This is a genomic window from Vogesella oryzagri (assembly GCF_040148885.1).
GTDB lineage: Bacteria > Pseudomonadota > Gammaproteobacteria > Burkholderiales > Chromobacteriaceae > Vogesella > Vogesella oryzagri.
The window spans coordinates 233,542-259,231 of the sequence record NZ_JBEFLD010000004.1; the positions used below are offsets into that span (position 1 = coordinate 233,542).

General features: G+C 61.1%; 28 protein-coding genes and 1 other RNA gene. 16 read left to right on the plus strand and 13 right to left on the minus strand.

The window, feature by feature from the left end:
* The first annotated feature begins 91 nt into the window (after window positions 1–91).
* From ABNW52_RS08805 to ABNW52_RS08815, 3 genes are read left to right on the plus strand one after another with little or no spacing between them, the layout of a single operon-like run.
* Window positions 92–1,615: an ABC transporter ATP-binding protein gene (locus ABNW52_RS08805; RefSeq protein WP_349586527.1), complete on the plus strand. Its 1,524-nt coding sequence runs from the start codon at window positions 92–94 to the stop codon at window positions 1,613–1,615.
* Window positions 1,612–2,709, plus strand: coding sequence for an ABC transporter permease (locus ABNW52_RS08810; RefSeq protein WP_349586530.1), 1,098 nt, complete (start codon window positions 1,612–1,614; stop codon window positions 2,707–2,709). The genes ABNW52_RS08805 and ABNW52_RS08810 overlap by 4 nt, the downstream gene beginning before the upstream one ends.
* 10 nt (window positions 2,710–2,719) lie before the next feature.
* Window positions 2,720–3,667, plus strand: coding sequence for an ABC transporter permease (locus ABNW52_RS08815; RefSeq protein WP_349586533.1), 948 nt, complete (start codon window positions 2,720–2,722; stop codon window positions 3,665–3,667).
* Between the two features lie 57 nt (window positions 3,668–3,724).
* On the opposite strand, the gene xerC is transcribed toward ABNW52_RS08815, so the two are convergent.
* From xerC to ABNW52_RS08835, 4 genes are all read right to left on the minus strand, one after another.
* Window positions 3,725–4,621, minus strand: coding sequence for a tyrosine recombinase XerC (gene xerC, locus ABNW52_RS08820; protein ID WP_349586536.1), 897 nt, complete (start codon window positions 4,619–4,621; stop codon window positions 3,725–3,727).
* A complete protein-coding gene (locus ABNW52_RS08825; RefSeq protein ID WP_349586538.1) occupies window positions 4,621–5,472 on the minus strand; it encodes an AAA family ATPase in 852 nt (283 codons plus the stop codon). Before ABNW52_RS08825 ends, xerC begins: the two co-directional genes overlap by 1 nt.
* A gap of 78 nt (window positions 5,473–5,550) precedes the next feature.
* A complete protein-coding gene (locus ABNW52_RS08830) occupies window positions 5,551–5,967 on the minus strand; it encodes a hypothetical protein (protein ID WP_349586541.1) in 417 nt (138 codons plus the stop codon).
* On the minus strand, window positions 5,964–6,410 hold the full coding sequence (locus tag ABNW52_RS08835; RefSeq protein WP_349586543.1) for a thioesterase family protein: 447 nt from the start codon (window positions 6,408–6,410) through the stop codon (window positions 5,964–5,966). Before ABNW52_RS08835 ends, ABNW52_RS08830 begins: the two co-directional genes overlap by 4 nt.
* 126 nt (window positions 6,411–6,536) lie before the next feature.
* Between ABNW52_RS08835 and ABNW52_RS08840 the strand changes: the two genes are divergently transcribed.
* Window positions 6,537–6,989, plus strand: coding sequence for a universal stress protein (locus tag ABNW52_RS08840; protein WP_349586546.1), 453 nt, complete (start codon window positions 6,537–6,539; stop codon window positions 6,987–6,989).
* Between the two features lie 66 nt (window positions 6,990–7,055).
* Here the strand turns inward: ABNW52_RS08840 and ABNW52_RS08845 are convergent, their stop codons facing one another.
* Both ABNW52_RS08845 and ffs read right to left on the minus strand, forming a co-directional pair.
* Entirely contained in the window at window positions 7,056–7,382 is a 327-nt protein-coding gene (locus ABNW52_RS08845; protein ID WP_349586549.1) for a helix-turn-helix domain-containing protein, read from the minus strand.
* Window positions 7,383–7,619: 237 nt separating this feature from the next.
* Window positions 7,620–7,718: signal recognition particle sRNA small type (gene ffs / locus ABNW52_RS08850), an RNA gene on the minus strand.
* 146 nt (window positions 7,719–7,864) lie between these two features.
* Here ffs and argE point away from each other — a divergent pair.
* The 4 genes from argE (at window position 7,865) to ABNW52_RS08870 (ending at window position 11,455) form a co-directional block, all read left to right on the plus strand.
* Window positions 7,865–9,046 carry an acetylornithine deacetylase gene (gene argE / locus ABNW52_RS08855; RefSeq protein WP_349586551.1) on the plus strand — a complete coding sequence of 394 codons (1,182 nt, stop codon included), beginning with the start codon at window positions 7,865–7,867 and terminating at the stop codon, window positions 9,044–9,046.
* A 129-nt stretch (window positions 9,047–9,175) separates the two neighbouring features.
* Complete coding sequence (locus ABNW52_RS08860; protein WP_349586553.1) at window positions 9,176–10,564, plus strand: sodium-dependent transporter; 1,389 nt, start codon at window positions 9,176–9,178, stop codon at window positions 10,562–10,564.
* Between the two features lie 25 nt (window positions 10,565–10,589).
* Window positions 10,590–11,081 (plus strand): hypothetical protein, encoded by a 492-nt coding sequence (locus ABNW52_RS08865; protein WP_349586556.1) that lies wholly within the window; start codon window positions 10,590–10,592, stop codon window positions 11,079–11,081.
* 11 nt (window positions 11,082–11,092) lie between these two features.
* A complete protein-coding gene (locus ABNW52_RS08870; RefSeq protein ID WP_349586559.1) occupies window positions 11,093–11,455 on the plus strand; it encodes a cupin domain-containing protein in 363 nt (120 codons plus the stop codon).
* A gap of 84 nt (window positions 11,456–11,539) precedes the next feature.
* Here the strand turns inward: ABNW52_RS08870 and ABNW52_RS08875 are convergent, their stop codons facing one another.
* From ABNW52_RS08875 to ABNW52_RS08905, 7 genes are all read right to left on the minus strand, one after another.
* Window positions 11,540–11,824: a hypothetical protein gene (locus ABNW52_RS08875; RefSeq protein WP_349586562.1), complete on the minus strand. Its 285-nt coding sequence runs from the start codon at window positions 11,822–11,824 to the stop codon at window positions 11,540–11,542.
* 95 nt (window positions 11,825–11,919) lie between these two features.
* The gene (locus ABNW52_RS08880) at window positions 11,920–13,008 is read right to left on the minus strand and encodes a TRAP transporter substrate-binding protein (protein ID WP_349586565.1); all 1,089 of its coding nucleotides are present in this window, start codon (window positions 13,006–13,008) and stop codon (window positions 11,920–11,922) included.
* Window positions 13,009–13,122: 114 nt separating this feature from the next.
* Window positions 13,123–14,616, minus strand: a complete 1,494-nt coding sequence (locus tag ABNW52_RS08885) for a TRAP transporter large permease (RefSeq protein WP_349586568.1) — start codon at window positions 14,614–14,616, stop codon at window positions 13,123–13,125.
* Window positions 14,613–15,167, minus strand: coding sequence for a TRAP transporter small permease subunit (locus ABNW52_RS08890; protein WP_349586570.1), 555 nt, complete (start codon window positions 15,165–15,167; stop codon window positions 14,613–14,615). Before ABNW52_RS08890 ends, ABNW52_RS08885 begins: the two co-directional genes overlap by 4 nt.
* 162 nt (window positions 15,168–15,329) lie before the next feature.
* Window positions 15,330–15,914, minus strand: coding sequence for a hypothetical protein (locus ABNW52_RS08895; protein WP_349586573.1), 585 nt, complete (start codon window positions 15,912–15,914; stop codon window positions 15,330–15,332).
* Window positions 15,914–16,417 carry a C40 family peptidase gene (locus ABNW52_RS08900; RefSeq protein ID WP_349586576.1) on the minus strand — a complete coding sequence of 168 codons (504 nt, stop codon included), beginning with the start codon at window positions 16,415–16,417 and terminating at the stop codon, window positions 15,914–15,916. Before ABNW52_RS08900 ends, ABNW52_RS08895 begins: the two co-directional genes overlap by 1 nt.
* Window positions 16,414–18,330, minus strand: a complete 1,917-nt coding sequence (locus ABNW52_RS08905; RefSeq protein ID WP_349586578.1) for an ATP-binding cassette domain-containing protein — start codon at window positions 18,328–18,330, stop codon at window positions 16,414–16,416. Before ABNW52_RS08905 ends, ABNW52_RS08900 begins: the two co-directional genes overlap by 4 nt.
* A 152-nt stretch (window positions 18,331–18,482) precedes the next feature.
* Between ABNW52_RS08905 and ABNW52_RS08910 the strand changes: the two genes are divergently transcribed.
* The 8 genes from ABNW52_RS08910 to ABNW52_RS08945 all read left to right on the plus strand — a co-directional run bounded on the left by ABNW52_RS08910 (window position 18,483) and on the right by ABNW52_RS08945 (window position 25,664).
* Entirely contained in the window at window positions 18,483–18,839 is a 357-nt protein-coding gene (locus ABNW52_RS08910; RefSeq protein ID WP_349586581.1) for a hypothetical protein, read from the plus strand.
* A gap of 19 nt (window positions 18,840–18,858) precedes the next feature.
* A complete protein-coding gene (locus tag ABNW52_RS08915) occupies window positions 18,859–19,311 on the plus strand; it encodes a protein YgfX (RefSeq protein ID WP_349586584.1) in 453 nt (150 codons plus the stop codon).
* A gap of 18 nt (window positions 19,312–19,329) precedes the next feature.
* The gene (gene folC, locus ABNW52_RS08920; protein WP_349586587.1) at window positions 19,330–20,616 is read left to right on the plus strand and encodes a bifunctional tetrahydrofolate synthase/dihydrofolate synthase; all 1,287 of its coding nucleotides are present in this window, start codon (window positions 19,330–19,332) and stop codon (window positions 20,614–20,616) included.
* Between the two features lie 9 nt (window positions 20,617–20,625).
* Window positions 20,626–21,450, plus strand: coding sequence for an SPOR domain-containing protein (locus ABNW52_RS08925; protein WP_349586590.1), 825 nt, complete (start codon window positions 20,626–20,628; stop codon window positions 21,448–21,450).
* Between the two features lie 16 nt (window positions 21,451–21,466).
* Window positions 21,467–21,952 (plus strand): CvpA family protein, encoded by a 486-nt coding sequence (locus ABNW52_RS08930; protein ID WP_349586593.1) that lies wholly within the window; start codon window positions 21,467–21,469, stop codon window positions 21,950–21,952.
* A gap of 74 nt (window positions 21,953–22,026) precedes the next feature.
* Entirely contained in the window at window positions 22,027–23,565 is a 1,539-nt protein-coding gene (purF, locus tag ABNW52_RS08935; protein WP_349586595.1) for an amidophosphoribosyltransferase, read from the plus strand.
* 89 nt (window positions 23,566–23,654) lie between these two features.
* The gene (locus ABNW52_RS08940) at window positions 23,655–24,836 is read left to right on the plus strand and encodes an O-succinylhomoserine sulfhydrylase (RefSeq protein ID WP_349586598.1); all 1,182 of its coding nucleotides are present in this window, start codon (window positions 23,655–23,657) and stop codon (window positions 24,834–24,836) included.
* 192 nt (window positions 24,837–25,028) lie between these two features.
* Window positions 25,029–25,664, plus strand: coding sequence for a TetR/AcrR family transcriptional regulator (locus ABNW52_RS08945; protein WP_349587117.1), 636 nt, complete (start codon window positions 25,029–25,031; stop codon window positions 25,662–25,664).
* The last annotated feature ends 26 nt before the right edge of the window (window positions 25,665–25,690 follow it).

A 25,690-nucleotide genomic window follows, 5' to 3' on the forward strand; every position in this document is an offset into this window, starting at 1 on the left:
AGCAGATTTCGGCCTGCTTGCCGCGCTTTCATGCGCTTGATTTTTGTAGCGCGTCATATCTGGACTGCATTTTGACCGAAAGCACACATATATGGCCGAACTAGCCATCGAACTCATTGGCGTCAACAAGCACTTTGGTGAAGTGCACGCCAACAAGAACATCAGCTTCGGAATCCGCAAGGGCTCCATTCACGGCATCATCGGTGAAAACGGGGCGGGCAAGTCCACCCTGATGAGCATCCTCTACGGCTACTATCAGGCGGATTCCGGTGCCATCAAGATCAACGGTACTGAGCAGCGCATCCGTTCCAGTCAGGACGCGATCGCCAAGGGTATCGGCATGGTGCATCAGCACTTCATGCTGGTAGACCCGTTTACCGTGCTGGAAAACATCGTACTGGGTGCCGAAGAGGGCATCAGCCTGGATAGCAGCCTGGCCGCTGCACGCAAACATCTGGCCGATCTGAATCGCGACTACGGCCTGCAGGTGGACCCGGATGCCGTCGTGGGCGAGCTGGGCGTGGGCAGTCAGCAGCGGGTGGAAATCCTCAAGGCGCTGTATCGCGGCGCCGATGTGCTGATCCTGGATGAACCGACCGCGGTGCTCACCCCGCAGGAGGCCGACGACCTGTTCCGCATCCTGCGTTTGCTGAAGCAGCAGGGCAAGACGGTGATCCTAATCACCCACAAGCTGCGCGAAGTGCTGGACATCACCGATGCCGTCACCGTGATGCGCGCGGGTGAAATCGTAGGTCAGGTGATCACGGCCGAGGTGAACAAGGAAGGCCTGGCCGATCTGATGGTTGGCCGCAAGGTCAACCTGCAATTGAACAAGACGCCAGCCAAGCCGGGCAAGGTGGTGCTGGCGGTCAGCGGGCTGAACCTTACCGACGAGCGTGGCGTAGCCTTGCTGAAGGACATCAATTTCGAACTGCGCGCCGGTGAAATCGTCGGCATCGCCGGCGTGTCCGGCAATGGCCAGTCCGAGTTGCTGGAAGTGCTGTCCGGCATGCGCGAAGCCAGCGCCGGCTCGGTGCGCTTTAATGGCACCGAGCTGACCACGCTGAAAACACACGAACCGAAAGCGGCGGCCTATCGCCAGCTGGGTATCGCCCACGTGCCGGAAGACCGTTCGCGCGAGGGGCTGGTGAAGGATTTTTCCACCTTCGAAAACGCCATCCTGGGTTATCACAACGATCCGTCCATCCGCCGCGGTGGCCTGTTCAACCGAAAAGCCATCGTCGAGCGTTGCCGTCGGTTCATCGAAGAGTTCGACGTTCGCCCAGCGCTGACGCATCGCCGCATCGGCCTGTTTTCCGGCGGCAACCAGCAGAAGGTTATCCTGGCGCGTGAAATCCACTGCAACCCGGAGCTGATGCTGATCGGTCAGCCGACACGTGGCGTGGATATTGGGGCGATCGAGTTCATTCACAAACGCCTGATGCAGCTGCGCGACGAAGGCAAGGCGCTGCTGCTGGTGTCGGTGGAATTGGACGAAATCATGGCGTTGAGCGACCGCATCATTGTCATGAATGCCGGCGCGATTTCCGGTGAGTTGCCGGCGGCGGAAGCCACCGCTACCTCGCTGGGTTTGTTGATGGGGGGGCATAAATGAGCCAGCCTGCCAATCTGCCGCGTTGGGCGGCACTGTGGCTGATGCCGGTTTTGAACCTGTTCGCGGCGCTACTGGTGTCCGGGCTGGTGATTGCACTGATCGGTGAGGATCCGGTCGAGTGTCTGAAACTGATGATCAACGGTGCGTTCGGTTACCCGGAAGGCATCGGCTACACCCTGTTCTATACCACCAGCTTCATCTTTACCGGTCTGGCGGTGGCGGCGGCGTTTCATGCCGGCCTGTTCAATATCGGCGGCGAAGGCCAGATGTACCTGGCCGGCCTGGGGGTGACGCTGGTATGCCTGCAGTTTGGCGGCTTGCCCGGCTGGCTGCTGATTCCACTGGCCATGTTGGCCGCAATGGTGTTTGGCGCCGGCTGGGCGTTTGTGCCGGCCTATCTGCAGGCCAAGCGTGGCAGCCACATCGTGGTGACCACCATTATGTTCAACTTCATCGCCAGCTCGCTGATGACCTGGCTGCTGGTGGACAAGCTGCGTATGGAAGGCTCGCAGACGCCTGCGACCGTGGAGTTTGCCAAGTCGGCGTGGGTGCCGATGCTGCACGAGCTGCTGGCGCCGCTGGGGTTTGCCCTGCCGAATACGCCGCTGAATGCCACTTTCTTCCTGGCCTTGCTGGCATTGGTGCTGTTCTACCTGGCGGTGTGGCATAGCCCGCAGGGTTTTGTCACCCGTACTGTCGGCCTTAACGAAAAGGCCGCGCGCTACGCCGGCATTCCGGTGGACAAGGTGATTATCGCGGTAATGTGCGTATCTGGTGCGCTGGCTGGGCTGGCGGCCATCAACGAGCTGCTGGGCTCCACCCACCGCATGAACATGGGCTTTACCAACGGCATCGGCTTTGCCGGCATCGCGGTGGCACTGATGGGGCGCAATCATCCGGTGGGCATCCTGCTGTCGGCGCTGCTGTTTGGCGCGTTGACCCAGGGCGGGCTGGATCTGTCGTTCGAGAAGCCGGTGATCACCCGCGAGATGATCATCTTCACCCAGGGCCTGATCATCCTGTTCTGCGGCGCGCTGGAAAACCTGTTCCAGACCCCGCTGTCGTTTGCGTTCAAACGCCTGCTGAAAAAGTAAGGAGACACTCATGGACATGTTTTTTAGTGTGCTGGATGCCACCTTGCGCGTCAGTACGCCGCTGGTGCTGGCGGCGCTGGCCGGCCTGTTCTCCGAGCGCTCCGGCATTGTCGATCTGGCGCTGGAGGGCAAGATGTTGGCCGCCGCATTTGCTGCTGCCTGCGTGGCCTATCTGGCGCAGTCGCCGTGGGCGGGTCTGGGGGCCGGTATCGTGGCCGGCATGCTGGTGGCGCTGCTGCACGGGGTGGTGTCGATCAGCTATAACGGCAACCAGCTGATTTCGGCGGTGGCGATCAACATGATGGTGTCCGGCGTGACGCCGGTGCTGGCGCTGGCCTGGTTCCAGCAGGGCGGCCGTACCCCGACGCTGGATGACGGCGCGCGCTTTACCGCGCTGCAGCTGCCGTTTGCCGACAGTATCGCGCAGAGTGCGTTGCTGAAAACCATCCTGGGTCACAACGTGCTGGTTTACATCGCGGTGGCGGTGATCTTCGTGGTGAGCTGGGTGGTGTACAAGAGCCGCTTTGGCCTGCGTCTGCGCGCGGTGGGTGAAAATCCGCATGCCGCTGATGCCGCCGGTATCAGTGTCAAGGCGGTGCGCTACATTGCCCAGCTGATCAGCGGCGCGCTGTGCGGCATCGCCGGTGCCTATCTGGTGCTGGCGCAGACTGGCGCCTTCATTCAGGACATGACCGCCGGCAAGGGTTATCTGGCGCTGGCGGCGCTGATCTTCGGCAAATGGCGGCCGTGGGCGGCGGTGTCTGGTTGTCTGCTGTTCGCGTTTACCGATGCTATCCAGATCCGTCTGCAGGGCGTGGCGCTGCCGGTGATCGGCAGCATTCCGGACGCCTTCATCCAGGCAATTCCGTATGTGCTGACCGTGGTGCTGCTGGCCGGCTTCATGGGGCGTGCGGTGGCACCGAAGGCGATTGGCATCCCATTCGTGAAGTCGCGCTGAGTTGCGGCCAACGTTGCTGCAAAAACGGCGCCCAAGGGCGCCGTTTTTTGTTGCCGGCTATTCTTCGCTCGACGACTTCTTGCGCGCACGCGGGTGGGCGCCGTCGTACACCTTGGCCAGGTGCTGGAAGTCCAGGCTGGTATAGATCTGGGTGGTGGCCAGGTTGGCATGCCCCAGCAGCTCCTGCACCGCGCGCAGGTCGCCGGACGATTGCAGCATGTGACTGGCAAACGAGTGGCGCAGCATGTGCGGATGCACGTGCTGCTCGCTACCGTTGCGCAGCGCCCAGGCTTCCAGCCGGCGCGCCAGCTGCCGGCTGCTGATACGACTGCCGCGGCGCGACAAGAACAGCGCCTCCTCACCGTCGGCCGGTTGCCGCAATGGCAGCCAACGCTGCAAGGCGACCACCGCCTGTTTGCCGATGGGCAGAATGCGCTCGCGGTTGCCCTTGCCCTGTACCTTGACCAGTGCTTCGAGCAGGTCGATATCGGCGAGATTCAGCGCCACGGTTTCCGCCAGACGCAGGCCGGAGGAGTACATCAGCTCGAAGATGGCCTGGTCACGGATGTCGTGCTGGTCTTCGGCCGGGCTGTCCAGCAGCTGCATGGCGCTGTCCACGCTCAGCACCTTGGGCAGACGCTTGCCGGCGCGCGGCGCCCGCAGGCCGGCGCAGGGGTTGGCCGCGACCCAGTCGCGGCGCACCATCCAGTCGTACAGGCTGCGCCAGGTGGACAGCATGCGCGCCAGGGTGCGCGGCGACAGTTCTTCGCGCCGTAGTTGCCCCAGCGCACGCTGAATCTGCGGGCCATCCACGTTGGCGGGTACGGTGTCCGCCAGTAGTTCGGCCAGCCGTGTCAGGTCGCGACGGTAGGCCAGCCGGGTGTGCTCGCTGCGTGCGGCCAACCTTAGCTGGTCATCGAAGGCGTCGATCAGCCCCTGCCAGTGCGCTTCCATCAGTTGCGACGAATCCGGGCCATCTGCATCAGGCGCTCGAACAGGTGCAGGTCCTGCTCGTTTTTCAGCAGCGCGCCAGCCAGCGGAGGCAATTGCTGTTGCTCGTGCTGCTGGCGCAACTCGTCCGCGCTAACGGTTTCGTGCTGCAGCAGCTTCAGCCAGTCCAGCAGCTCGGAGGTGGACGGCTTTTTCTTGAGTCCGGGCAGCTCGCGAATGCCGGTAAAGACTTCCAGCGCGCTTTTCACCAGTTCCTGCTGGATGTCGGGGTAGTGCACATCGATGATGGTTTGCAGCGTGCCGCGATCCGGAAAGCGGATGTAGTGGAAGAAGCAGCGGCGCAGAAAGGCGTCCGGTAGTTCTTTTTCGTTGTTGGAGGTAATGATGATGATGGGGCGCTGGCGGGCGCGCACGAATTCCTGGGTCTCGTGCACGAAGAACTCCATCTGGTCCAGCTCGCGCAGTAGGTCGTTGGGGAATTCGATGTCGGCCTTGTCGATTTCGTCGATCAGCAATACCGGCGCGCTGTCGGCCTCGAATGCCTGCCACAACTTGCCCTTGATGATGTAGTTGCGGATGTCGTGCACGCGCTCGCTGCCCAGTTGCGAGTCACGCAGGCGCGACACGGCATCGTATTCGTACAGGCCATGCTGCGCCTTGGTGCTGGACTTGATCGGCCAGATGATCAGCTCTTTGCCCAGTGCCCGTGCCAGCTCTTCTGCCAGCATGGTCTTGCCGGTGCCGGGCTCGCCCTTGATCAGCAGTGGGCGCTGCAGGGTGATGGCGGCGTTGACCGCCAGCATCAGGTCGTCGGTGGCAACGTATTGATCGGTGCCGCTAAAGCGAGGGTTCATGCGGGTTGGCCTTGTCTTGTTATGGTGTTGCGGTAATGCAAACAGCCGCCATCGGGCGGCTGTTGTCTGGCAGCTGGCTCAGCCTTTGCTGAGCTCGGCCTGCAGGTCATCCAGTGAGATGTGCCAGTGCGTCATCATGTGGCGCAGCAGCAGCATTTCGGAATCGCTGATTTCCTTGTCGGCCTTGCAGATGTCCAGCGCCAGGGCGCAGCACAGTACGTGCTTGTTGCGCTCGGTCACCGCATCCAGGATGTTGCTGATGCGCTCGCCGCTCAGCAGGTGGATGGTGCCGTCGTCCTCGGCCTCGTCGGAGATGTCGTCACAGTACTCCATCAAGACATTGATGAAGTCCTTGCGCGCCAGGCCGACCAGTTGGTAAACGTGCAGGCTCTCCAGCGTTTCAATCTCGCGGGGGTCCATGTTGCCGTCGGTAATCATGAACATGGCCAGAATGCGGGCAATGGCTTCCGGGCTGTTGGGCGCGTATTTTTTCATGGCGCGGCTCCTGTATGTTGTTCTTCGAAACGCAGGAGGAATCCTGCAGGAATGGGGGCAATCTTGCGGGCTTGATAGTCGAAGAAAACGATGCCTGTTTTCAATCTTGCCACTTCTTTACCGGTCGCACCATCGCTGACCAGGTAGAAAATATCACAGCCATACGGGTTGAAATCAATCAGCCCCAGCTGAAAGCGCAGGGTGTCGCCGTGGAAGGCTTCCGCGCGGTAAACCACTGCGGCATCAGTCATGATGATACCCCTGCCGTCGATGTCCAGTTCGGAAAAACCGTGTGCCTTGAGCAGGCGCAGACGTGCTTCGTGTGCCAGGCGCAAAATGGCATCGTTGCCGAGGTGGCCGCCATAGTTGATGTCGCCGATGTGTACCTGGATTTGCGTATCGAAAATAAATCGCGTCGGCAGGTCCAGTTTGATGCGTGCCATGGGGTTCTCGCATGCGGAAATTCTGAGCCCGGCCATACTGCCTATACAGTTAACGTTTATCAATGCCTTTGTGCTGTATTGCGCTAGACTGGGACTGTGTCATGGTCAGCAGGAAGCGAGGGGGATATGTATCAGCGAATTTTGGTACCGGTAGACGATAGCGCCACATCGGCGCTGGCGTTGATGGAAGCCTGCAAGCTGGCGAAGGAAGTGGGCGCGGCGATGAGGCTGGTGCACGTGGTGGACTTGGCGCAGTTTGGCTGGGGTGGCGCGGAATTTCTGGATGCTGCCGAACTGCAAGGCTCGATCAAGCAGGCAGGCGAGCAGGTATTGGCGGCCAGTCGCAGCAAGGTGGAGGCGCAAGGGTTGGCCGCAGAGTCTGCCATTCTGGAAAGCTGGGGTGATCGCATTGCCAGCGTGATCGTAGAAGATGCCAATAAGTGGGGCGCGGATCTGCTGGTGATGGGGACACATGGCCTAGGTGGCTTGATGCATCTGTTGATGGGTAGCGTGGCGGAAGGTGTGCTCAAACAGGCTGATGTGCCGGTGTTGCTGGTGCGCAACCCCACGACCGACTGACTGGCTGCGCGGTTAAAACCATAAAAAAACACCCGCGGTTGCGGGTGTTTTGTCTGCTGCCAGCGATCAGGCTTCGGTGCTGTCTGCCACCACGTCGCCCTGAGCTTCCATGCGGGCGCGTACGGCCTTGCGCAGGCTCTTGTACAGGTCCGGGTGGGTTTCTTTCAGGTATTCAACGATTTCGAAGTCTTCACGGCGAACTTTGGACAGATCGATTTGTTCGACATGCACCAGACGCAGCAGTTCACGTACCGGTTTTGGCATGTTGCGGCCACTTTCGTAGCGGCTGCCGCCAGATTGGGTAACACCGATACGGCTCCAGAATTCCTGCTGGTTCAGGCCCAGTTTGCGACGGATTTCCCGTGGGTTCGCAATTTTTTCAAACAGTTTCATGGCGTTCCTCGCTGCATGTTTGTTTTGAAATCGGAGGATTAAGTCCGAGTGACGATTCAAGTAAAACCAGTGGGCGCGGAGTCATTGCTCCAAGCCCTTGTGTAATGCATATGATAGCAGGATTTCAGTTTCGCAAAAACGAAAATGCTCATCGAATTATCGATAGATTTTGATCGACACTTGGGGCTTGCTCAGATTTTATGAAACGAGCAACTTGGGAACGACTGAGAGGGTAGGGGTGGCGAGCCTGAACCCCGGCACTTGCACTAAATAGCTGTGGCTGCTTCCTTCCGGACCTGACCAGGTTCACTACCGTACAATGCGGGGGGGCCCGCCATAGAGAGACCGAATAATACCCGTTGCCGCCGTGCTTGCCAAGCCTGCGGGGGATTTTCTTTGCCGGCAGCCGGCATGGCGGCGTTTGCAGCGGGCGGGCAATTGGTTATGCTGAGCTTCTGTCTTGTGCCTGCCGGGTTGCTGCCATGTCATCTGTTCCTTCTTCCGCTTCGCTTGCCATTCTGGCGCGCCTGCTGTCATTCGATACCACCAGCCGGGAATCCAACCTGGCCTTGATCGACTGGGTGGTGGACTACCTGGCCGGCCATGGCGTTGCGGCCAAGCTGACCCATAGTGATGACGGTAGCAAGGCCAATCTGTATGCCGCAATCGGCGATGCCTCGCTGCCGGCTATCATCCTGTCGGGGCACACCGACGTAGTGCCGGTAGATGGCCAAGTCTGGCAGTTCCCGACATTTGCGTTGACGCAGGCCGATGGCAAGGTTTACGGCCGTGGCAGTGCCGACATGAAAGGCTTTATCGCCTGCGTGCTGGCCCAGGTGCCGCAATGGGTCGCGCTGGCGCAGTCCCAGTGCTGGCATCGCAGCCTGGGGATTGCACTTTCTTATGATGAGGAAGTCGGTTGCCTGGGGGTTGGCCGTCTGATTGCAGACTTGCAGGCGCGGCAGGTGCCGGTAGCCGGCTGCATTATCGGCGAGCCTACCGGCATGCGTCCGGTGATCGCCCATAAGGGCATCGCCCATTATCGCTGCCGTGTGCAGGGGCGGGCGGCGCATTCCTCGCTTACGCCGCAAGGGGTGAATGCCATTGAATACGCCGCTCGGCTGATTACCCATATCCGCAAGCTGGCCGACACCGAGGCCTCGTTCGGCAACCGTCACCCCTTGTATGACGTGCCGTTTACCACACTGCAGACCGGGCTGATCACGGGTGGCAATGCGGCCAACATCGTGCCCAAGAGTTGCGAATTCGTGTTTGAGGTACGCTGGTTGCCGGGGGATCAGCATGAGCGCTTTGTCAGCTCCGTACGCGACTACGCGGTCAATCTGCTGCAGGAAATGCGTGAGGTGGCCCCGGAGGCCGATATCAGCTTTGAGCAACTGGTGAACTGCCCGCCATTCCAGTCAGAAGATGGCGGCGAGATTCGCGAACATGTTGCGGTCTTGTGCGGTTGCCAAGGGGGCGATGCGGTGGCCTATACCACCGAGGCCGGACGCTTCCATGAGGCGGGAATTGCCTGCGTGGTGTGCGGCCCAGGCTCCATTGTGCAAGCGCACCGGCCGGACGAGTTTGTCGAGCTATCACAACTGGCGGCTTGCGAAGCCTGGCTGGCGGCATTGCAGGCGCGCGTAATCGCCGCGGTTTAACATTTACAAACTGCTTTACGACACTTGTTGTGCGCTGCAGAATCCGCGTTCCCTTGCCATGCGCAAGGTGGTTGTCCTTGCCGCCACAAGCGGCAAAGGGCGGAGATCGGTTTTCTGTGGGACCTGTAAATGAGCAAACAGACACGACCCGCGTCCAATGAGGCGACGGGCAATTCGCGTGACGGTTTTACTTCCAGCTTTGGCGTGTTGGCCGCCACCCTGGGTTCGGCGGTCGGGCTGGGCAATATCTGGAAGTTTCCCTACGTAACCGGCGCCAATGGCGGCGCCGGTTTTCTGGTGGTGTATCTGCTGGCGACCTTGCTGGTGGGGCTGCCGGTAATGATCGCCGAGATCACCCTGGGCCGCAAAGCCCGTGCCGATGCGGTGACCACTCTACGCACGCTGGCGCCCGTCGGGCAATGGTGGTGGCTGGTGGGCTTGTCTGGCGTGGTGGCGGCCTTCCTCATCATGTCGTTCTACTCCGAAGTGGCGGCGTGGGTGTTTGCCTACGTATTTAAAGCCATGCGCGGCGACATTCTGTCCAGCGACCCCAAGGTGACATCCGCGGCATTCGGCGCGCTGATCAGCGACCCGTGGCAATCGCTGTTGTGGCAGTGGGGTGTGCTGCTGCTGATCGGCGGCATTCTGGTCTGCGGCGTGGCCAAGGGGATTGAGGCCGTCACCAAGAAACTGATGCCGTTGCTATTCATCCTGTTGCTGGTGATCTGCGCGCGCAGCCTGCTGCTGCCGGGCGCTGCCGCCGGCCTGTCTTTCCTGTTTACGCCGGACTGGAGCAAGCTCAGTGCCAGCGTGGTGCTGGTGGCCATGGGGCTGGCGTTCTTCAAGCTATCCATCGGCATGGGTACCATGATTACCTATGGCAGCTACTTCCGTGACCAGCAGAACGTACCTGCCACCACGGTGCGGGTAATGGCGGCCGACCTGTTTGTGTCGATGCTGGCCGGCATCGCCATTTTCCCGGCGGTGTTCAGCTTTGGCTTCCAGCCGGCGGCCGGGCCGTCGTTGCTGTTCATCACCATTCCGGCCGTGTTTGCCAGCATGCCGTTCGGCCACCTGTTCATGGTGCTGTTCTTCGTGTTGTCGGCGGTGGCCGCTACCGGTGCCATGCTGTCATTGCTGGAGGTGCCGGTGTCGGTGATGGTTGGCCGCTTTGGCATCAGCCGCCCGCGCGCCACGATGCTTAATCTGCTACTGCTGGCGCTGGTGGGGGCAAGCTGCGCGTTGTCCAACAACGTGCTGGCCGATGCCAAGCTGTTTGGCATGACTTTCTTTGACCTGTTCGACTACCTCAGCTCCAACATCCTGCTGCCATTGGGCGGCATCTGCATCTGCCTGTTCGTCGGCTGGGTGTGGGGTAAGGCGCAGTTGGCCGCAGCGCTGAGCAATCAGGGTGTGCTGGCCAATGGCAAGGTGGTGGCGGTAGTGTACCTGCTGTTGAAGTACATTACCCCGGTGCTGATTGCACTGGTGATGCTCAAGGGGCTGGGCTGGCTGTAAGACCGGCTTGTAACGGGAGGCGGAGATGAAACCGACAGCAAAGACGACAGGTTGGCTGGGGGCCGTGCTGTTGTTGTGCTTGCTGTTGTGGGCGGCCTGGCCCGGTTTCCGCCAGAACATGCTGTTTCCGCCGGACCGTGACGGTGACTTGATCCGTGATGATGTTGGCCAGAAGATCGCCACGCGTTTTGCGGCCAACCCGGCTGCCAATGCCGCCACCCGACAGCTGGCACGTGCCTGGCAGCTGTCCGCGCTACGCGACGAGGCCGACTGGCCGCAAACGCAACACCAAGTGCGGCGAGCGGTCAGTTGTGTGCTGAGCGATGCTGTGCTCGGGCGGGCGCACATGTCGGCGGAGACCATGTACCACTTCATGCATGAGTTGCATGCCGCAATGTTCGACACCCCGGCCAGACTGGCACGCTGGCAGCGCTTTGAGGTCGCCACCGTCGGCATGCCGCACGAAGACCTGCCGCTGAACCCCTGCGTGTTTGACCCGGCCGCACTGGCCGGCTAACGGAGCAAGTGATGCAACAAATTATCGCCATTACCGGACATGGGCAAACGCCCGTCATCGACTACCCCCGGCCGGAGCGACTGCTCGACGGCAATCCCCGTCGCGAGACCTGGAATGTTTTCGATAGCCATGATGGCGCGGTGGCGGCCGGAGTCTGGGCGTGCGAAACGGGCGCCTGGTGCATTGCCTTTGCTGACAACAAGGACGAGTTTTTCTGTGTGATCAGCGGCCGGGTAAGGCTGAGCAACCAGCAGGGCGAGGCATGGGAAGTCGGGCCCGGCGAGGCGGCGGTGATTCCCGGTGGTTTTTGCGGGGTATTTCAGGTGCTGGAGCCGGTGCGCAAGTATTACGTTATCGTCGAGCGCCCCGTCTGATCGGGGTGGTCTCTATCCGCAGCCACAAAGCATGCGGCCAACCTTCCCGTTGGGCAAGGTTGGCCGCATGCTTTTGGTGTCGCGTTAATCGGGTTCCGGGTCGTAGCGGGCGTCCGGGTCCACCGGCGGCGGGGCAAAGCCGTTGATGTCCTTTTCTTCGCGTGCCAGCAGCAGAATCAGCGCCGCGTTCAAGGTGCCAAACCCCCAGGCGATCAGGAAAAAGACTGAATAGGCGGTGAGCTTGTCTTCGAACAGTCGCGCGCCGTGCAGGCTGAGTTCGTGCGGGTCGAATACCGAGAAGAAGCAAGTGGTGGCCAGGGCAGCGGTGATGAATGCCGGCCACAGGGTGAGAATACGTTTATGCAGCATGTCTGCCTCCCGGCTGGGTTTCTTTTACTGTAGCCAGTGACGGCATGAAAGCAAAAAAGCCGCGCAGTGCGCGGCTTTGCTGCCATTACTCAGGTTTATTTAACCTTGTTGGCGTACATGAAGTTTTCCATCTTGCTTTCGGCCAGATTGAACCAGCCATGCTGCAGGGTGCGGAATTTCTTCCATTCGGTATAGATTTTCTTGAAGTCCGGGTTGCTGGCGGCCTCCTGCTCGTACAGCGCAAAGGCGGCCTTCTGCGCGGCTTTCAGCACGTCGGCCGGGTACTGGTGCAGCTTGGTGCCTTTTTGCAGCAGGCTGACCAGCGCCACCGGGTTCTTGGCATCGTACTCGGCCTGCATGCTGACATTGGCCTCGGCCGCGGCGGCCTCGAACGCGGCCTTGTACTCTGGCGGCAGCTTGTCCCACTCTTTCTTGGATACGTAGAACGACACGTTCGGACCCGGTTCCCAGAAGCCAGGGTAGTAGTAGTGCTGCGCCACCTTGTAGAAACCGAGCTTCTCATCGTCATACGGGCCGACCCATTCGGTGGCGTCGATGGTGCCTTTTTCCAGTGCTGGGTAGATGTCACCACCGGCCAGGGTCTGCGGGATGGCACCCAGCGCTGCCATGATTTCGCCGCCAAAGCCCGGAATGCGCATTTTCAGGCCCTTGAGGTCGGCCAGCGATTTCACTTCCTTGCGGAACCAGCCGCCCATCTGGGTGCCGGTATTGCCGCCGGGGAAGTTGACGATGTTGTACTTGGCAAAGAACTCGCGCAGCAGCTTCATGCCGCCGCCGTAGTACAGCCAGGCGTTTTGCTGTCGCGACGTCAGGCCGAACGGTAGGGTGGTATCGAAGGCGAAGGTCTTGTTCTTGCCCACGTAGTAGTAGCTGCAGGTATGGCCGCACTCGACGGTGCCGTTCTGTACCGCATCCAGCACCTGGGTGCCGGGCACGATCTCGCCACCCGGGAATACGCGAATCTGGAATTTGCCACCGGTCAGCTCGCTGACACGACGCGACAGCTGTTCGGCACCGCCGTAAATGGTGTCCAGGCTTTTGGGGAAGCTGGAGGCCAGGCGCCAGCGAATGGCTGGGCCATCTGCGGCGATTGCGGCGCCGGATACACCGGCAGTGGCCAGGCCGACGGCCCCGGCTTTCTTCAGAAACGAACGTCTTTCCACAGCGATCTCCTTTGTGTTGTGTCTACTGCTGTTTTCACGGGCGTGTGCGGCCCGAATCTCTCTGTTGTTGTGTCGGGTGGCTTTGCGGCCAACGTTGGGGTTGACCGCAAAGCCTTATTGCTTGCCGGTCAGCTCCTGCAGCAGGTCATTGCTCTGGTCGCTGCCGGTGCCGGAGGCCTCGGCCGGGCTGGCTGGCTGTTCCAGTGCATCCGGCAAGATGGCACCGCTGCCACCTTCCATCTGTTGCATGATGGCGGCCGCATCGTCGGCATTGGTTTTCACCTCGGCATGCAGCGCGTTGGTCACCAGCCCCGGGAAGGCGATCAGCAGGCCAACCATCACCAGCTGCAGCAACACATAGGGGATGGCACCCCAGTAGATGTCGGTGCTCTTGACCTCTTTCGGCGCCACGCTGCGCAGATAGAACAGCGCAAAACCAAATGGCGGGTGCATGAACGAGGTCTGCATGTTCACGCCCAGGATCACGCCGAACCAGATCAGGTTGATGTCGAGGCTGTGCGCCACCGGTGCCAGCAGCGGAACCAGAATGAAGGCGATTTCGAAGAAATCCAGGAAAAAGGCCAGGAAGAACACCATGATGTTCACGGTGATCAGGAAGCCGGTGGCGCCGCCGGGCAGGCTGGTGAGCAGGTGCTCCACCCACTTGTCACCATCCACGCCCAGGAAGGCAATGCGGAACACGCGGGCGCCGATCAGGATGAACACCACGAAGGTGGACAGCTTGACGGTGGAATCCATTGCCTGCTGCAGCAGCTTCAGGTTCAGCTTGCGATTCAGCAGGGCCAGGATGATGGCGCCCACCGCCCCCATGGCGCCGCCTTCGGTAGGGGTGGCGATGCCGAGGAAGATGGTGCCCAGCACCAGGAAGATCAGCAGCAGCGGCGGAATCATCACCAGCACCACGCGCCGTGTCAGCGCCAGCCCGTGCAGGGTGCGCGCCTCCGGTGGCAGCGCCGGCACCCACTGCGGTTTGATCAGGGAGACGGCAAAGATGAACGCGGCGTAGAACACGGTGAGCAGCAGGCCAGGAGCCATGGCACCGGTGTACATGTCGCCCACCGAGGTGCCCAGCTGGTCGGCCAGCACGATCAGCACCAGCGACGGCGGGATGATCTGCGCCAGCGTGCCGGAGGCGGCGATCACCCCGGTGGCGATGCGCGTGTCGTAGCCGTAGCGCAGCATGATGGGTAGCGAGATCAGCCCCATGGAGATCACCGATGCTGCCACCACGCCGGTGGTGGCGGCCAGCAGCGCGCCGACGAAGATCACCGCGTAAGCAATGCCGCCGCGTACGCTGCCGAATAGCTGGCCGATGGTGTCCAGCATCTCCTCCGCCATGCCGGAGCGTTCCAGAATCAGCCCCATGAAGGTAAAGAACGGAATCGCCAGCAGCGTGTCGTTCCGCATGATGTCGTACACCTGGTTGGGCAGCGCTTGCAGCAGCTCCGGACGCAACAACTCAAAGTGAATGCCGATCCAGCTGAACAGCAGACCCACCGCGGACAGGGCGAATGCCACCGGGTAGCCGATCAGCAAAAACACGATCAGCGAGCAGAACATGATTGGTGCCATCAGTTCGAGGTTCATACGTGTTCCTCCTGATGTGGATCGGCTTTGCCGATGGTCGGGTCGGCGGCTTGTCCGGCCAGAAACGCCAGTCGTTTGATGATTTCCGAGATGGCCTGCGCCAGCAGCAGGCTGAAGCCCAGCGGAATCAGCAGGAAGGCCGGCCAGCGGATCAGGCCGCCGGCATCGGACGACATCTCGCCGCTCACCCAGGCATCAAGAAACATCGGCCAGCCGAACTTGATCAGCAGCAGGCAGGTCGGCACCAGGAACAGCAGGGTGCACACGATATCCACCATGGCGCGGCCGCGCGGCGACAGCTTGCTGTTGAGCAGGTCGATGCGGATGTGCTCGTTTTTTTGCAGGGTATAGGCGGCGGCCAGCAGGAACACGGCCGAGAACAGGTACCACTGGATTTCGAGGAAAGCGTTGGAGCTGATGTTGAAGGCTTTGCGGACAACGGCATTGCCGGCGCTGATGAGCACGACGACGAGCACCAGCCAGGAAGCGGCCTTGCCCACGCGTGCGGTGATCGCGTCAATAAGACGCGACAATGCAAGCAGTGATTGCACTGTAATCTCCTCTGTGTTGTGTGTTCGAGCTCTTTGGCTCTTGTGGTGGCTTCTCCGGGCTCACCATCCTTCAAGATGCCAGCCGCTTGGCGCGGTGGTCTTTAAGGACTAACTAATGAAAACACAGCACAGATGGCTTGCAAAGCACATTGGAATAGGGGATTACCCTTGGTCTTGCGATTTGATTCGCGCCAGACGTATGCGCAGCGCGTTATCGGTGGTGTCGATGGCGGCAATGCATAAGCGTTCAGCCAGCGGCTTGCCCAGCAGTGGCTGTTGCAGCCAGCGCGCCACCGCCGGCAGCTGTTCCAATAACACGCTGGCGCGACCATCCTGCAACACCAGCCATTGCAGCGGTGCGGCCAACCTTTGCAGCGCACGCAGCCCCAGGCCGCTTTCCAGGCCAAGCTGCATCAATTTGCCCAAGGCGCGACCGGCCAGGGTGGCGTCGCGGTTTTCACCCTGCAAGGTGAAGTCGATGTCGATGCGGCGTTGCGGCCAATCCACCGGGGCGAAGCGGAACTGAATGCGCAGCAGACGGCGGCCGGGTTTCTTCAGCAATAGCTGCAGCTCGCCACCTTGCGGGGTGAATTGCAGGTCATGCACGCTCAGTTCGTCGCTATCAATGGCGGCCTGCAGGCGGGGCAGTAGCAGCGCTGCCGGCAGGGCGATACCATCGCGATGCAGGGCGGGCAGGCTGGCGTTGAGGGTTTGCCAGCGCTGACGCCAGCCAGGAGCGGCGCTCATTAGTCGAACAGGGTGCGTGCGCCCTGATAGCGGGCGGCAAAGTAGCTGTTGTCCAGCCGTTCGACACGGATGGTGCTGTTACTGCGCGGTGCGTGCACGAACTTGCCGTCACCAATGAAGATGCCCATGTGTGAAAACGGTCTGCCCAGGGTGTTGAAGAACACCAGATCACCCACCCGCAGCTGGTTGTTACCGACCGGGCGCGCCAGACTGGCAATCTGCGCCGCGTTGTGCGGCAGGCTGACGCCGGCGGCATTCTTGTAGATGTAGGCCACCAGCCCGCTGCAATCCAGACCGGCCTCCGGATTGCTGCCGCCGAACTGGTAGTCGATATCCAGCATGCTCATGGTGTAGAGCAGAATCTCGCGGCCAACGCCGTCGGCCTGGATGCCGGAAAGCGTTACCGTCCTGGCCGGCGGCCGCGGCTTTTTCGCCGGTGGGCTGCTGGTGCTGCACGCCACCAGCAAGGCAGCGCTCAGCAAGACGGTAAACGGCAGTTTCATCCCTGTTTTGCCTCCAGTGTTTCCCAGCGTTCCAGCTTTTCCAGCAGTGCCAGCTCGATGTCTTCGATGCGGGCCTGCCAGTCGCGGGCCTGCAGTGGGGCATCGCGGTACACGCTGGGGTCTTGCAGCTTGCCCTGCAGGTCGGCCTGTTCGCTTTCCAGGGTCGCGATTTCTTCCGGCAGGCGTTCCAGCTCGCGTTTTTCATTAAAGCTGAGTTTTTGCGTGCGGTTGCTGCGGTCGCGCTCCTGCTTTTGCGGCTCGGGGTTGGCTGCCGCCGCCTTGCGCTGAGTGTCCTGCTTCAGTGCCGCCATGCGGGCGCGGGTGTCGACCCAGTCCTGATAGCCGCCCGGGTACTCTTCCAGCCGGCCGTTGCCTTCGAAGGCAATGACCTGGGTCACCACGTTATCGAGGAAGGCGCGATCGTGGCTGACCAGAAAGACGGTGCCGCTGTAGTTGGTGATCAGGTCTTCCAGCAGTTCCAGCGTATCGATGTCCAGATCGTTGGTCGGTTCGTCCAGCACCAGTACGTTGGCCGGGCGGGTGAACAGCCGGGCCAGCAGCAGGCGGTTGCGTTCGCCACCGGACAGTGACTTCACCGGGCTGCGCGCGCGTTGCGGCGAGAACAGGAAATCTTCCAGGTAGCTCATTACGTGCTTCTTCTGGCCGGCGATTTCCACGAAATCGTTACCCTGGCTGATGATGTCGGCAACGCTGGTTTCTTCATCCAGCTGGCTGCGGAACTGGTCGAAGTAGGCCACTTCCAGCTTAGTGCCTTGCTTCACCATGCCGCTGTCGGCTTGCAGCTCGCCCAGAATCAGCTTCAGCAGCGTGGTCTTGCCCGCGCCGTTGGGGCCGATTAGGCCAATCTTGTCGCCGCGCAGGATACGGCTGGTAAAGTCACGAATCAGCACCTTGTCGCCATAGGCCTTGCTGACGTGTTCCAGCTCGGCAATCAGCTTGCCGGAGCGTTCGCCGGCATCCAGCTGAAAGTTCACCTGTCCGACGCGCTCGCGGCGCGAGCTGCGTTCGCGACGAATGGCTTCCAAGCGGCGTACGCGGCCTTCGTTGCGGGTGCGGCGCGCTTCGATGCCTTTGCGGATCCACACCTCTTCCTGGGCGTGGAATTTGTCGAAGATACGGTTTTGCTCTTCCTCGATGGCCAGCTCCTCGGCCTTGCGTACCTGATAGGCGGCAAAGTTGCCGGGATAGCTCTGCAGCAGGCCGCGATCCAGCTCCACGATGCGGGTGCAGACGTTATCCAAGAAGCGGCGGTCGTGGGTAATCAGCAGCACGCTGCCGGCAAAGTTCTTGATCAACTCTTCCAGCCACTCGATGGCGCTCATGTCCAGATGGTTGGTCGGCTCGTCCAGCAGCAGCACGTCCGGTCTGGCGACCAGCGCGCGCGCCAGCGCCACGCGCTTTTTCCAGCCGCCAGACAGGTCGCTTACCTGGGTGTCGGCATTCAGTTGCAGGTGGGTGAGGGTGGAGCTGATCAGCGCGTCGAACTGCCAGCCGTCGCGGGCTTCCAGTTGGTGCTGGATGTCGGTCATGCGCGCCATCATCGCCTCATGGTTGGCCGCAGGGTCGGCCAGCTGCTGGGTGAGGTGGTGATAGTCGACCAGCAGGGTTTTCAGGTCGCCCAGGCCTTCGGCGACGGCATCGAACACGCTGTGCCCCTCGGCAAACACCGGCTCTTGCGGCACATAGGCCACACGCAGGTCGTTCTGCTGGTTGATGCGGCCATCGTCCAGTTTCACCGCACCGGCAATGGCCTTGAGCAGCGAGGACTTGCCGGCGCCGTTGCGCCCGATAAGGGCAACGACTTCGCCGCTGTCCAGCGAGAAGTCTACGTGGTCGAGCAGGGCGTGGTGGCCAAAGGCAAGGCAGGCTTTTTCTACGGTAATCAGGGCCATGGTGCGGGCGGGGAAGGTAGGAGGACGGTAATACGGCGGATTGTATCATGCGGGGGTGGTGCGCCCTTCGCCTTGATCGGCCGTGGCTGTTACAATGCGCGCCAAACCAGACCGGGCCGCCGCGTGCGCCTGGTCCACCTGAAAGGATTGCCATGTACTTTGTTGACCGCTCGGTAGCCGTAATCAAGCCGAAAGCACCGTTCCTGACCTGGCTGAACGCTGTGCCGGACAATGACATGATCGATCTGTCGCTGGAGGCATTGCGTGCCGATTGCACGGTACTGCTGTTGCCGGAGTTCGACGAGCCGGAAGATGCGATTGCGCATATCGACGAGCTGTACGAACAGATCTTCCGCATGGAACTGGCGTCCTGGTACGAGGACGAAGCACTGTGGCCCAAGGACATGTCGCTGAAAACCTTTTGGGAATGGTTCGACGTGGAGGTGCATTCCACTCTGCTGGATACCGTCGATAGCGACATCATGAACAGCCCGGTTACCCCGGTCTGATTGTCGGGCTGCGGCCGGCATGCACCCGCAACGCATGACGCCGTTTGGCGCGACGCTGCAGTACGGCCGCCTGCTGCCAGCAGTGTTGCTGTGTGCCAGCGTCTTGTTGCTCTTGGCTGTGCTGGCACTGCCGTGGTGGCAACTGCTGTTGGTACTGGTTGGCTGGCTGCTGGCACTGGTGTACCTGCTGCGGCAGAGCGGCAGATTGGCCGCACCACTGCAGGCGTTCCGGGTCGATGCTCGCGGGCAGATGACGGTGCAGCAGCGGACTGGCGACTGGCTGCCGGTGCACTTGTTGCCAGCCAGTACTGCCCTCATCTGGCTAGTAGCGCTGCAGCTGGCGGATGAAGCGGGGCGACGCTACCAACTGCTGGTATGGCGTGGCGCGGTGGATGCGGAAGTGCACCGTGCGCTGCGTGTTTATGTTCAGTGGAGCCGCGACAGGGCGGCACCGTTACCAGACCCATCGTGAAGTAACTAGGTTGTGAAAATGACAGTACAGGCACCTGCAAACGGGGCATCGCTGGCCGAGTGGCTGGCTTATCTGGAGGCAGCCCATCCGGTGGGCATCGATATGGGGCTGACGCGTGTCGCCCGTGTCCGCGATGCGATGCGGCTGCAGCCGGAGTTTCCGCTGGTGATTGTCGGCGGCACCAATGGCAAGGGCTCGGTGTGTGCGATGTTGTCCACCATGCTGAACCGTGCCGGTTTCAAGGTGGGTACTTACACCTCGCCGCATATTTTGCGTTACAACGAGCGCGTCGCCATCGACATGCAGCCATTGCCCGATGCCGATATTGTGGCGGGCTTTGCGGCCGTGGAAGCTGCGCGTGGCGACACATCGCTGACCTATTTCGAATACGGCACCCTGGCGGCGATGTATGCCTTCATGCAGCAGAACGTGGATGTGGCCGTGCTGGAAGTAGGGCTGGGCGGCCGTCTGGACGCCATCAATATCTTCGAACCGACAGTATCGGTGGTGGTGAGCGTCGATCTGGATCATCAAGCGTATCTTGGTGACACCCGCGAGCTGGTGGGCTTCGAAAAAGCCGGCATTTACCGCGCCGGCAAGGTGGCGATCTGTGCCGACCCGAATCCGCCGCAGTCGTTGCTGGAGCATGCGGCCAACATTGGTGCTGAGCTCAAGCTGCTGGGACGCGATTTTGGTATCAGCCGTATGGAAAACCAGTGGTCGTTCCACATGGGCGCGGCGCACAAGCATGCGCTGCCGATTCCGGCCTTGCGCGGCGAGTACCAGATGGTCAATGCGGCCACGGCACTGGCGGCACTGGAGGCCTTGAAGCCGCTACTGCCGGTAAGTATCGGCGCCATCAAGCGTGGCTTGCTGGAGGTGGACTGGCCTGGGCGCTTCCAGGTGTTGCCGGGGCGTCCGTTGACGGTGCTGGATGTTGGCCACAATCCGCATGCGGCGCGCGCACTGGCTGATAGCCTGAAGCGCATGGCGTTTGCCCATAAACGCATCGCAGTGTTCTCCATGCTGTCAGACAAGGATCTACCGGCGGTAGTGAGCCTGCTGCGGGACGAGTTCGACGAGTGGCTGGTGGCCGGTCTCGATATGCCGCGTGGCCGCAGTGCCGACGACATCGCCGGCGAACTGGAAGGCATGGGCATCAAGGGTGTGTCCCGCTTCAATTCGGTGCCGGAAGCATGGGATGCCGCCTTATCGCGTGCCGGCGAGAATGATAGAATCGTGGTCTTCGGTTCGTTCCATACCGTGGCCGAAGTGATGCAACACCGTCTCCATCATCGCGCTTGAGGATAGTCGATGGCCCTTTCCACTCATGATGAACTGCTGATGCTGCGCAAGCGCGCCCGTCGCCGCCTGGTCGGCGCCATTGTGCTGGTGTCGGTATCGACCGCCGTGCTGTGGAATGTAGTGGACGCCTTGCCGGAACAGGCCATGAAGCCAGAGTCGGTAGACATTACCGGTTTGCAGACCGCGTCTGCCGCACAGGCAGTGGTGCCCAAGCCGGCAGCCGCGCCGCAGCAGGCATCGCAACCGGAAACCGAATTGCTGGCAACCCTGCCGCCGGAAGAGGCGGTAACGCTGCCACCAGCGGCCGCAACCGTACCCCTCGCAGCGGCCACGCAGCCCGCGCCAGTAGCGGCGGTGACAGAAAAGCCCAAGCCAGAACCGGCGCCAGTGAAGCCGCCAGAGGCAGCAAAGCCGCCCGCCGTGGTGAAACCGCCAGTGAAGGAGGCGCCGAAAGACACCCCCAAACCGGCGGAAAAACCCAAGCCGAAGGAAGCGCCAAAGCCGGACAGCCAGAAGGCCGACCCGATGGCCATTCTGGAAGGGCGCGATAGCGGCAAGGCGGCGGCCAAGCCGGCCAGCGAAGCCGCCAAGCCTGGCGCAGATGGCAAGCGCTTTAGCGTGCAGTTGGCCGCATTGTCCGACCCGGCCAAAGTGGATGCGCTCAAGAGCAAGTTGGCCGCAGCCGGGGTAAATGCCCGCTTCAGCAAGGTGCAAACCAGCAAGGGCGAGGTTACCCGGGTGCGGGTGGGGCCGTTCCCGTCCCGCGAAGAGGCTGATGCGGCGCTGCGCCGCCTGGCCAAGGCCGGTGTGACCGGCATCGTAGTGACACAGTAATGAATGGAGCGCAGGCATGACCTGGCTGGATTACCTGATTCTGGCGCTGATTATCGGCTCGATCGCCATTTCGCTGTTTCGCGGCCTGGCGGTGGAGCTGCTGTCGCTGGGTTCGTGGTTGCTGGCATTGTGGGCCGCGCGTACGTTTGCACCGATGCTATCCGGATTTTTGCCACTGCCCGGTGAAGGCATTCAGCTGGTGGCCGCGTTTGTCGTACTGCTATTGCTGACCTGGTTCTGTTCCTCGCTGCTGGGCAGCTCGTTGACCGTGGTGATGGAGTCCATCGGCCTGGGCGGCGTTAACCGTTTTTTTGGCGGCATTTTTGGCCTGTTGCGCGGTCTGCTGTTGGCGACTGCGGTCGTGATGGCTGGCGGCCTGAGTGACTTGCCCAAGAGCCGTGACTGGCAGAACGCGCTGTTTGCGCAGCCGTTTGAGGCCGTTGCGCTGGCCAGCCGGCCGTGGTTGCCGGACATGCTGGCGCAGAAAATGAAGTTTTCTTAGCTTTGCCATAGAGGGGTGATGACGTCATGGCGTTCTCACCCCTTGTTTTTAGTCGTGTAGTCTGGGGATTAACTATGTGTGGAATTCTTGGGGTGGTAGGTCGGACGCCCGTAAACCAGCTGTTGTATGACGGTCTGCAACTGTTGCAGCACCGCGGTCAGGACGCAGCCGGTATTGTTACGGCCAACGGCAAGACCTTTCACATGCACAAGGGCAGCGGGCTGGTGCGGGACGTGTTCCGCACCCGCAATATGCGCTCGCTGCAGGGCAACGCCGGCATCGGCCATGTGCGCTACCCCACCGCTGGCTCGGCTTCCAGTCTGGCCGAGGCGCAGCCGTTTTATGTCAACTCGCCGTTTGGCATCGTGCTGGCGCACAACGGCAACCTGACCAACACCGATGAACTGAAGTCGGACATGTACCGTACCGACCTGCGTCACATCAACACCAACTCCGATTCGGAGGTGCTGCTGAACGTGTTTGCGCACGAGATCGCCGCGCGCGTGGAAAACGCCTCGCTGACGCCGGATGCCGTTTTTGGCGCGGTGGAGGCGGTGCATCGCCGGGTAAAGGGCGCCTACGCCGTGGTGGCGATGATCGCCGGCTTCGGTCTGGTGGTGTTCCGCGACCCGAATGGTATCCGTCCGCTGGTGATGGGCAGCAATGTGGTGGATGGTCACACCGAGTACATGTTCGCTTCTGAATCCGTGGCGCTGGATTGCTCCGGCTTCAAGCTGCTGCGCGACGTCGCACCGGGCGAGTGCGTGTACGTGCCCTTCGACGGCGACATGCACAGCAAGATTTGCGCCGAGCAAACCCAGCTGGCACCGTGTCTGTTCGAGTATGTGTACTTTGCCCGCCCGGACTCGGTTATCGACGGGGTGTCGGTGTATCAGTCGCGACTGAACATGGGCGAGATGCTGGCCGAGAAGATCCGCCGGCAATTCCCGGATGTCACCATCGACGTGGTGATTCCGATCCCGGATTCCAGCCGCCAGAGTGCACTGCAGCTGGCCAATGCGCTGGGGCTGCCGTACCGCGAAGGCTTCATCAAGAACCGCTACATCGGCCGTACTTTCATCATGCCGGGCCAGGCGGTGCGCAAGAAATCGGTGCGCCAGAAGCTGAACCCGGTAGCGCTGGAGTTCACCGGTCGCAATGTGCTGCTGGTGGACGACTCCATCGTGCGCGGCACTACGTCGAAAGAAATCGTGCAGATGGCGCGTGACTCCGGCGCCAAGAAGGTGTTCTTTGCCTCGGCCGCACCGGCGGTGCGCTTCCCCAATGTGTACGGCATCGACATGCCAACCCGTGCCGAACTGCTGGCTACCGGCCGTGACGATGCACAGATCGCCGCGGAAATCGGTGCCGACGCGGTGATCTACCAGGATCTGGACGCGCTGGAGCAGGCCGTGCAGAGCGTTAACCGCGAGCTGGACGTGTTCGAGGCATCCTGCTTCAGCGGTTGCTACATTACCGGCGATATCGACGAGGCCTACCTCGACGCCATCGAAGCCGCGCGCGGCAAGGGCAAGGCGCAACCGGAAGGCGATGACCCCAGCAGCAAGCTGGTGGACCTGAATCTGAACGTTGCCGAACAAAACTTGATGTAATGTCTTTATAACGACAAGGGTTGGCCGTCGCGGCCAACCCTTGTTATCTTCGATGGTCTGTTTTCTATTGTCTGTATTGCGAGCAAACCATGTCCAGTGACGACTCTTGTCTGCCTTTCCACCCGGAAACCCTAGCCATTCGCGGCGGCCGCGAAACCAGCGAGTACCGTGAGCATAGCCAAAGCCTGCATCTGACCTCGAGCTTCACCTTTGAATCTGCCGCCCAGGCGGCTGCCATGTTCCTCGGTGAAATCGACGGTTATACCTATTCCCGTTTTACCAACCCGACGGTCAGTGCGTTCCAGCAGCGCCTGGCGATGATGGAGGGGGCGGAGCGGGCCATTGCCACCGCCAGCGGGATGGCGGCGATTCAGGCGACTATGCTGACGCTGCTCAAGACCGGCGACCATATCGTGTCGTCGCAGAGCCTGTTCGGCTCCACCATCAACCTGTTCAACGGGATCCTGGGCAAGTTCGGCGTGGAGGTTAGCTACGTCGATGCGGCCAACCAGGAAGAATGGCAGGCGGCAGTCAAGCCGAATACCAAACTGTTTTTCCTGGAGACCCCGTCCAACCCGCTGACCGACCTGGCGGACATCGCCGCGGTAGCCGATATCGCCCATGCTGCCGGTGCGCTGCTGGTAGTGGACAATTGCTTCTGCTCGCCGGCCTTGCAGCAACCGCTGCAGTTGGGCGCCGATCTGGTGGTGCATTCCGCTACCAAATACCTGGATGGCCACGGTCGCGTGATGGGTGGTGCGGTGGTGGGCAGCGACAAGCTGGTGGAACAGGTATACCTGCACGTGCGTACTGCCGGCCCGACACTAGCGCCGTTCAATGCCTGGGTATTGCTGTCTGGTTTGGAAACGCTGCATCTACGCATGGAAAAGCATGTCGCCAGCGCGCAGGCACTGGCCGAATGGCTGGAGCAGCAACCCAATGTGACCCGTGTGTTCTTCCCGGGGCTGCCGAGCCATCCGCAATACGAGCTGGCTAAGCGCCAGCAAAAGGGTGGCGGTGCGGTAGTGTCGTTCGAAGTGGCAGGTGGCCGTGAGGCTGCCTGGCGCGTGGTGGATGCGGTGCAGATGATCTCGCGTACGGCCAACGTTGGCGATGTGAAGAGCACGATTACCCATCCGGCGTCGACCACCCATGCCCGCATTACGCCGGAGGCGCGCGCCAAGGCGGGGATAACGGAAGGGCTGCTGCGGGTGGCGGTAGGTTTGGAGCACCTTGAAGATATCAAGGCAGATCTGTTGCGCGGCCTGTAGAAGAAAACAATTGTTTCAAGCAAGCGGCAGTCTAAAATGCGGACTGCCGCTTTCAATTTGGCCGTAAGGCCAGGAGCTCTCGATGCTGTTCTTGACACCCGTCAAATTAGAACGTAAGTTTCAAACACTTGTTCGAAAGTCATGATGGATAAGGCGACGCAACTTATTACCCCGATCAAGGTACAAGACACCATGGAAGCGAACAAACCAGACACCGCAACCCGCATTCTGGACGTAGCAGAACGCCTGTTTGTGGAGCACGGGTTTGAAGCAACATCGCTTCGCATGATCACCCAGCAGGCAGAAGTAAACCTGGCTGCGGTGAATTACCACTTCGGCTCCAAGGATGCGCTGTTCGAATCGGTATTCATGCGCCGTATCGGCCCGTTTGTTGCGGCCTGTCTGGCGGAACTGGATGCTATCGAACAGCCTGGGCAAGTGCTGACGGCGGAAACATTGGTCACCTCCTTTGTCCGCCCGTGTCTGGCTCTGTCAAAAGACCCCTCGAGGGGAGGGGCGCTGTTTGTCAGGCTGATGTCGCGTACGCTGGTGGAAAACCACCGTTTGCTACGCGAGGCACTGTCCCAGCAGTACAGCGTGTTTGTGCAGCGTTACAGCGCTGCCTTCCAGCGCGCACTGCCGCAGTTTGAGGCTGAAGATATTGCATGGCGCATGCACTTCGCGTTTACCGTGATGTTCAACGCTTTTGCCGGTAATGATGTGCTGAAGATTTTCGGCCGCAGTCAGGTGGTGAATGCCCGTGACCCGGATCTGATCATCAAGCACCTGGTGCCTTTTGTCGTGGCGGGGTTGACGGCGCCCATCTGATTGACTTGACAGGGTCAACACGAGGG

What these genes read in the sequence shown, in the direction of transcription:
- ABNW52_RS08805 (WP_349586527.1), top strand. Translation starts at nt 92, where the DNA reads ATGGCCGAACTAGCCATCGAACTCATTGGCGTCAACAAGCACTTTGGT.
- ABNW52_RS08810 (WP_349586530.1), top strand. Translation starts at nt 1,612, where the DNA reads ATGAGCCAGCCTGCCAATCTGCCGCGTTGGGCGGCACTGTGGCTGATG.
- ABNW52_RS08815 (WP_349586533.1), top strand. Translation starts at nt 2,720, where the DNA reads ATGGACATGTTTTTTAGTGTGCTGGATGCCACCTTGCGCGTCAGTACG.
- xerC (WP_349586536.1), bottom strand. Translation starts at nt 4,621, where the DNA reads ATGGAAGCGCACTGGCAGGGGCTGATCGACGCCTTCGATGACCAGCTA.
- ABNW52_RS08825 (WP_349586538.1), bottom strand. Translation starts at nt 5,472, where the DNA reads ATGAACCCTCGCTTTAGCGGCACCGATCAATACGTTGCCACCGACGAC.
- ABNW52_RS08830 (WP_349586541.1), bottom strand. Translation starts at nt 5,967, where the DNA reads ATGAAAAAATACGCGCCCAACAGCCCGGAAGCCATTGCCCGCATTCTG.
- ABNW52_RS08835 (WP_349586543.1), bottom strand. Translation starts at nt 6,410, where the DNA reads ATGGCACGCATCAAACTGGACCTGCCGACGCGATTTATTTTCGATACG.
- ABNW52_RS08840 (WP_349586546.1), top strand. Translation starts at nt 6,537, where the DNA reads ATGTATCAGCGAATTTTGGTACCGGTAGACGATAGCGCCACATCGGCG.
- ABNW52_RS08845 (WP_349586549.1), bottom strand. Translation starts at nt 7,382, where the DNA reads ATGAAACTGTTTGAAAAAATTGCGAACCCACGGGAAATCCGTCGCAAA.
- argE (WP_349586551.1), top strand. Translation starts at nt 7,865, where the DNA reads ATGTCATCTGTTCCTTCTTCCGCTTCGCTTGCCATTCTGGCGCGCCTG.
- ABNW52_RS08860 (WP_349586553.1), top strand. Translation starts at nt 9,176, where the DNA reads ATGAGCAAACAGACACGACCCGCGTCCAATGAGGCGACGGGCAATTCG.
- ABNW52_RS08865 (WP_349586556.1), top strand. Translation starts at nt 10,590, where the DNA reads ATGAAACCGACAGCAAAGACGACAGGTTGGCTGGGGGCCGTGCTGTTG.
- ABNW52_RS08870 (WP_349586559.1), top strand. Translation starts at nt 11,093, where the DNA reads ATGCAACAAATTATCGCCATTACCGGACATGGGCAAACGCCCGTCATC.
- ABNW52_RS08875 (WP_349586562.1), bottom strand. Translation starts at nt 11,824, where the DNA reads ATGCTGCATAAACGTATTCTCACCCTGTGGCCGGCATTCATCACCGCT.
- ABNW52_RS08885 (WP_349586568.1), bottom strand. Translation starts at nt 14,616, where the DNA reads ATGAACCTCGAACTGATGGCACCAATCATGTTCTGCTCGCTGATCGTG.
- ABNW52_RS08895 (WP_349586573.1), bottom strand. Translation starts at nt 15,914, where the DNA reads ATGAGCGCCGCTCCTGGCTGGCGTCAGCGCTGGCAAACCCTCAACGCC.
- ABNW52_RS08900 (WP_349586576.1), bottom strand. Translation starts at nt 16,417, where the DNA reads ATGAAACTGCCGTTTACCGTCTTGCTGAGCGCTGCCTTGCTGGTGGCG.
- ABNW52_RS08905 (WP_349586578.1), bottom strand. Translation starts at nt 18,330, where the DNA reads ATGGCCCTGATTACCGTAGAAAAAGCCTGCCTTGCCTTTGGCCACCAC.
- ABNW52_RS08910 (WP_349586581.1), top strand. Translation starts at nt 18,483, where the DNA reads ATGTACTTTGTTGACCGCTCGGTAGCCGTAATCAAGCCGAAAGCACCG.
- ABNW52_RS08915 (WP_349586584.1), top strand. Translation starts at nt 18,859, where the DNA reads ATGCACCCGCAACGCATGACGCCGTTTGGCGCGACGCTGCAGTACGGC.
- folC (WP_349586587.1), top strand. Translation starts at nt 19,330, where the DNA reads ATGACAGTACAGGCACCTGCAAACGGGGCATCGCTGGCCGAGTGGCTG.
- ABNW52_RS08925 (WP_349586590.1), top strand. Translation starts at nt 20,626, where the DNA reads ATGGCCCTTTCCACTCATGATGAACTGCTGATGCTGCGCAAGCGCGCC.
- ABNW52_RS08930 (WP_349586593.1), top strand. Translation starts at nt 21,467, where the DNA reads ATGACCTGGCTGGATTACCTGATTCTGGCGCTGATTATCGGCTCGATC.
- purF (WP_349586595.1), top strand. Translation starts at nt 22,027, where the DNA reads ATGTGTGGAATTCTTGGGGTGGTAGGTCGGACGCCCGTAAACCAGCTG.
- ABNW52_RS08940 (WP_349586598.1), top strand. Translation starts at nt 23,655, where the DNA reads ATGTCCAGTGACGACTCTTGTCTGCCTTTCCACCCGGAAACCCTAGCC.
- ABNW52_RS08945 (WP_349587117.1), top strand. Translation starts at nt 25,029, where the DNA reads ATGGAAGCGAACAAACCAGACACCGCAACCCGCATTCTGGACGTAGCA.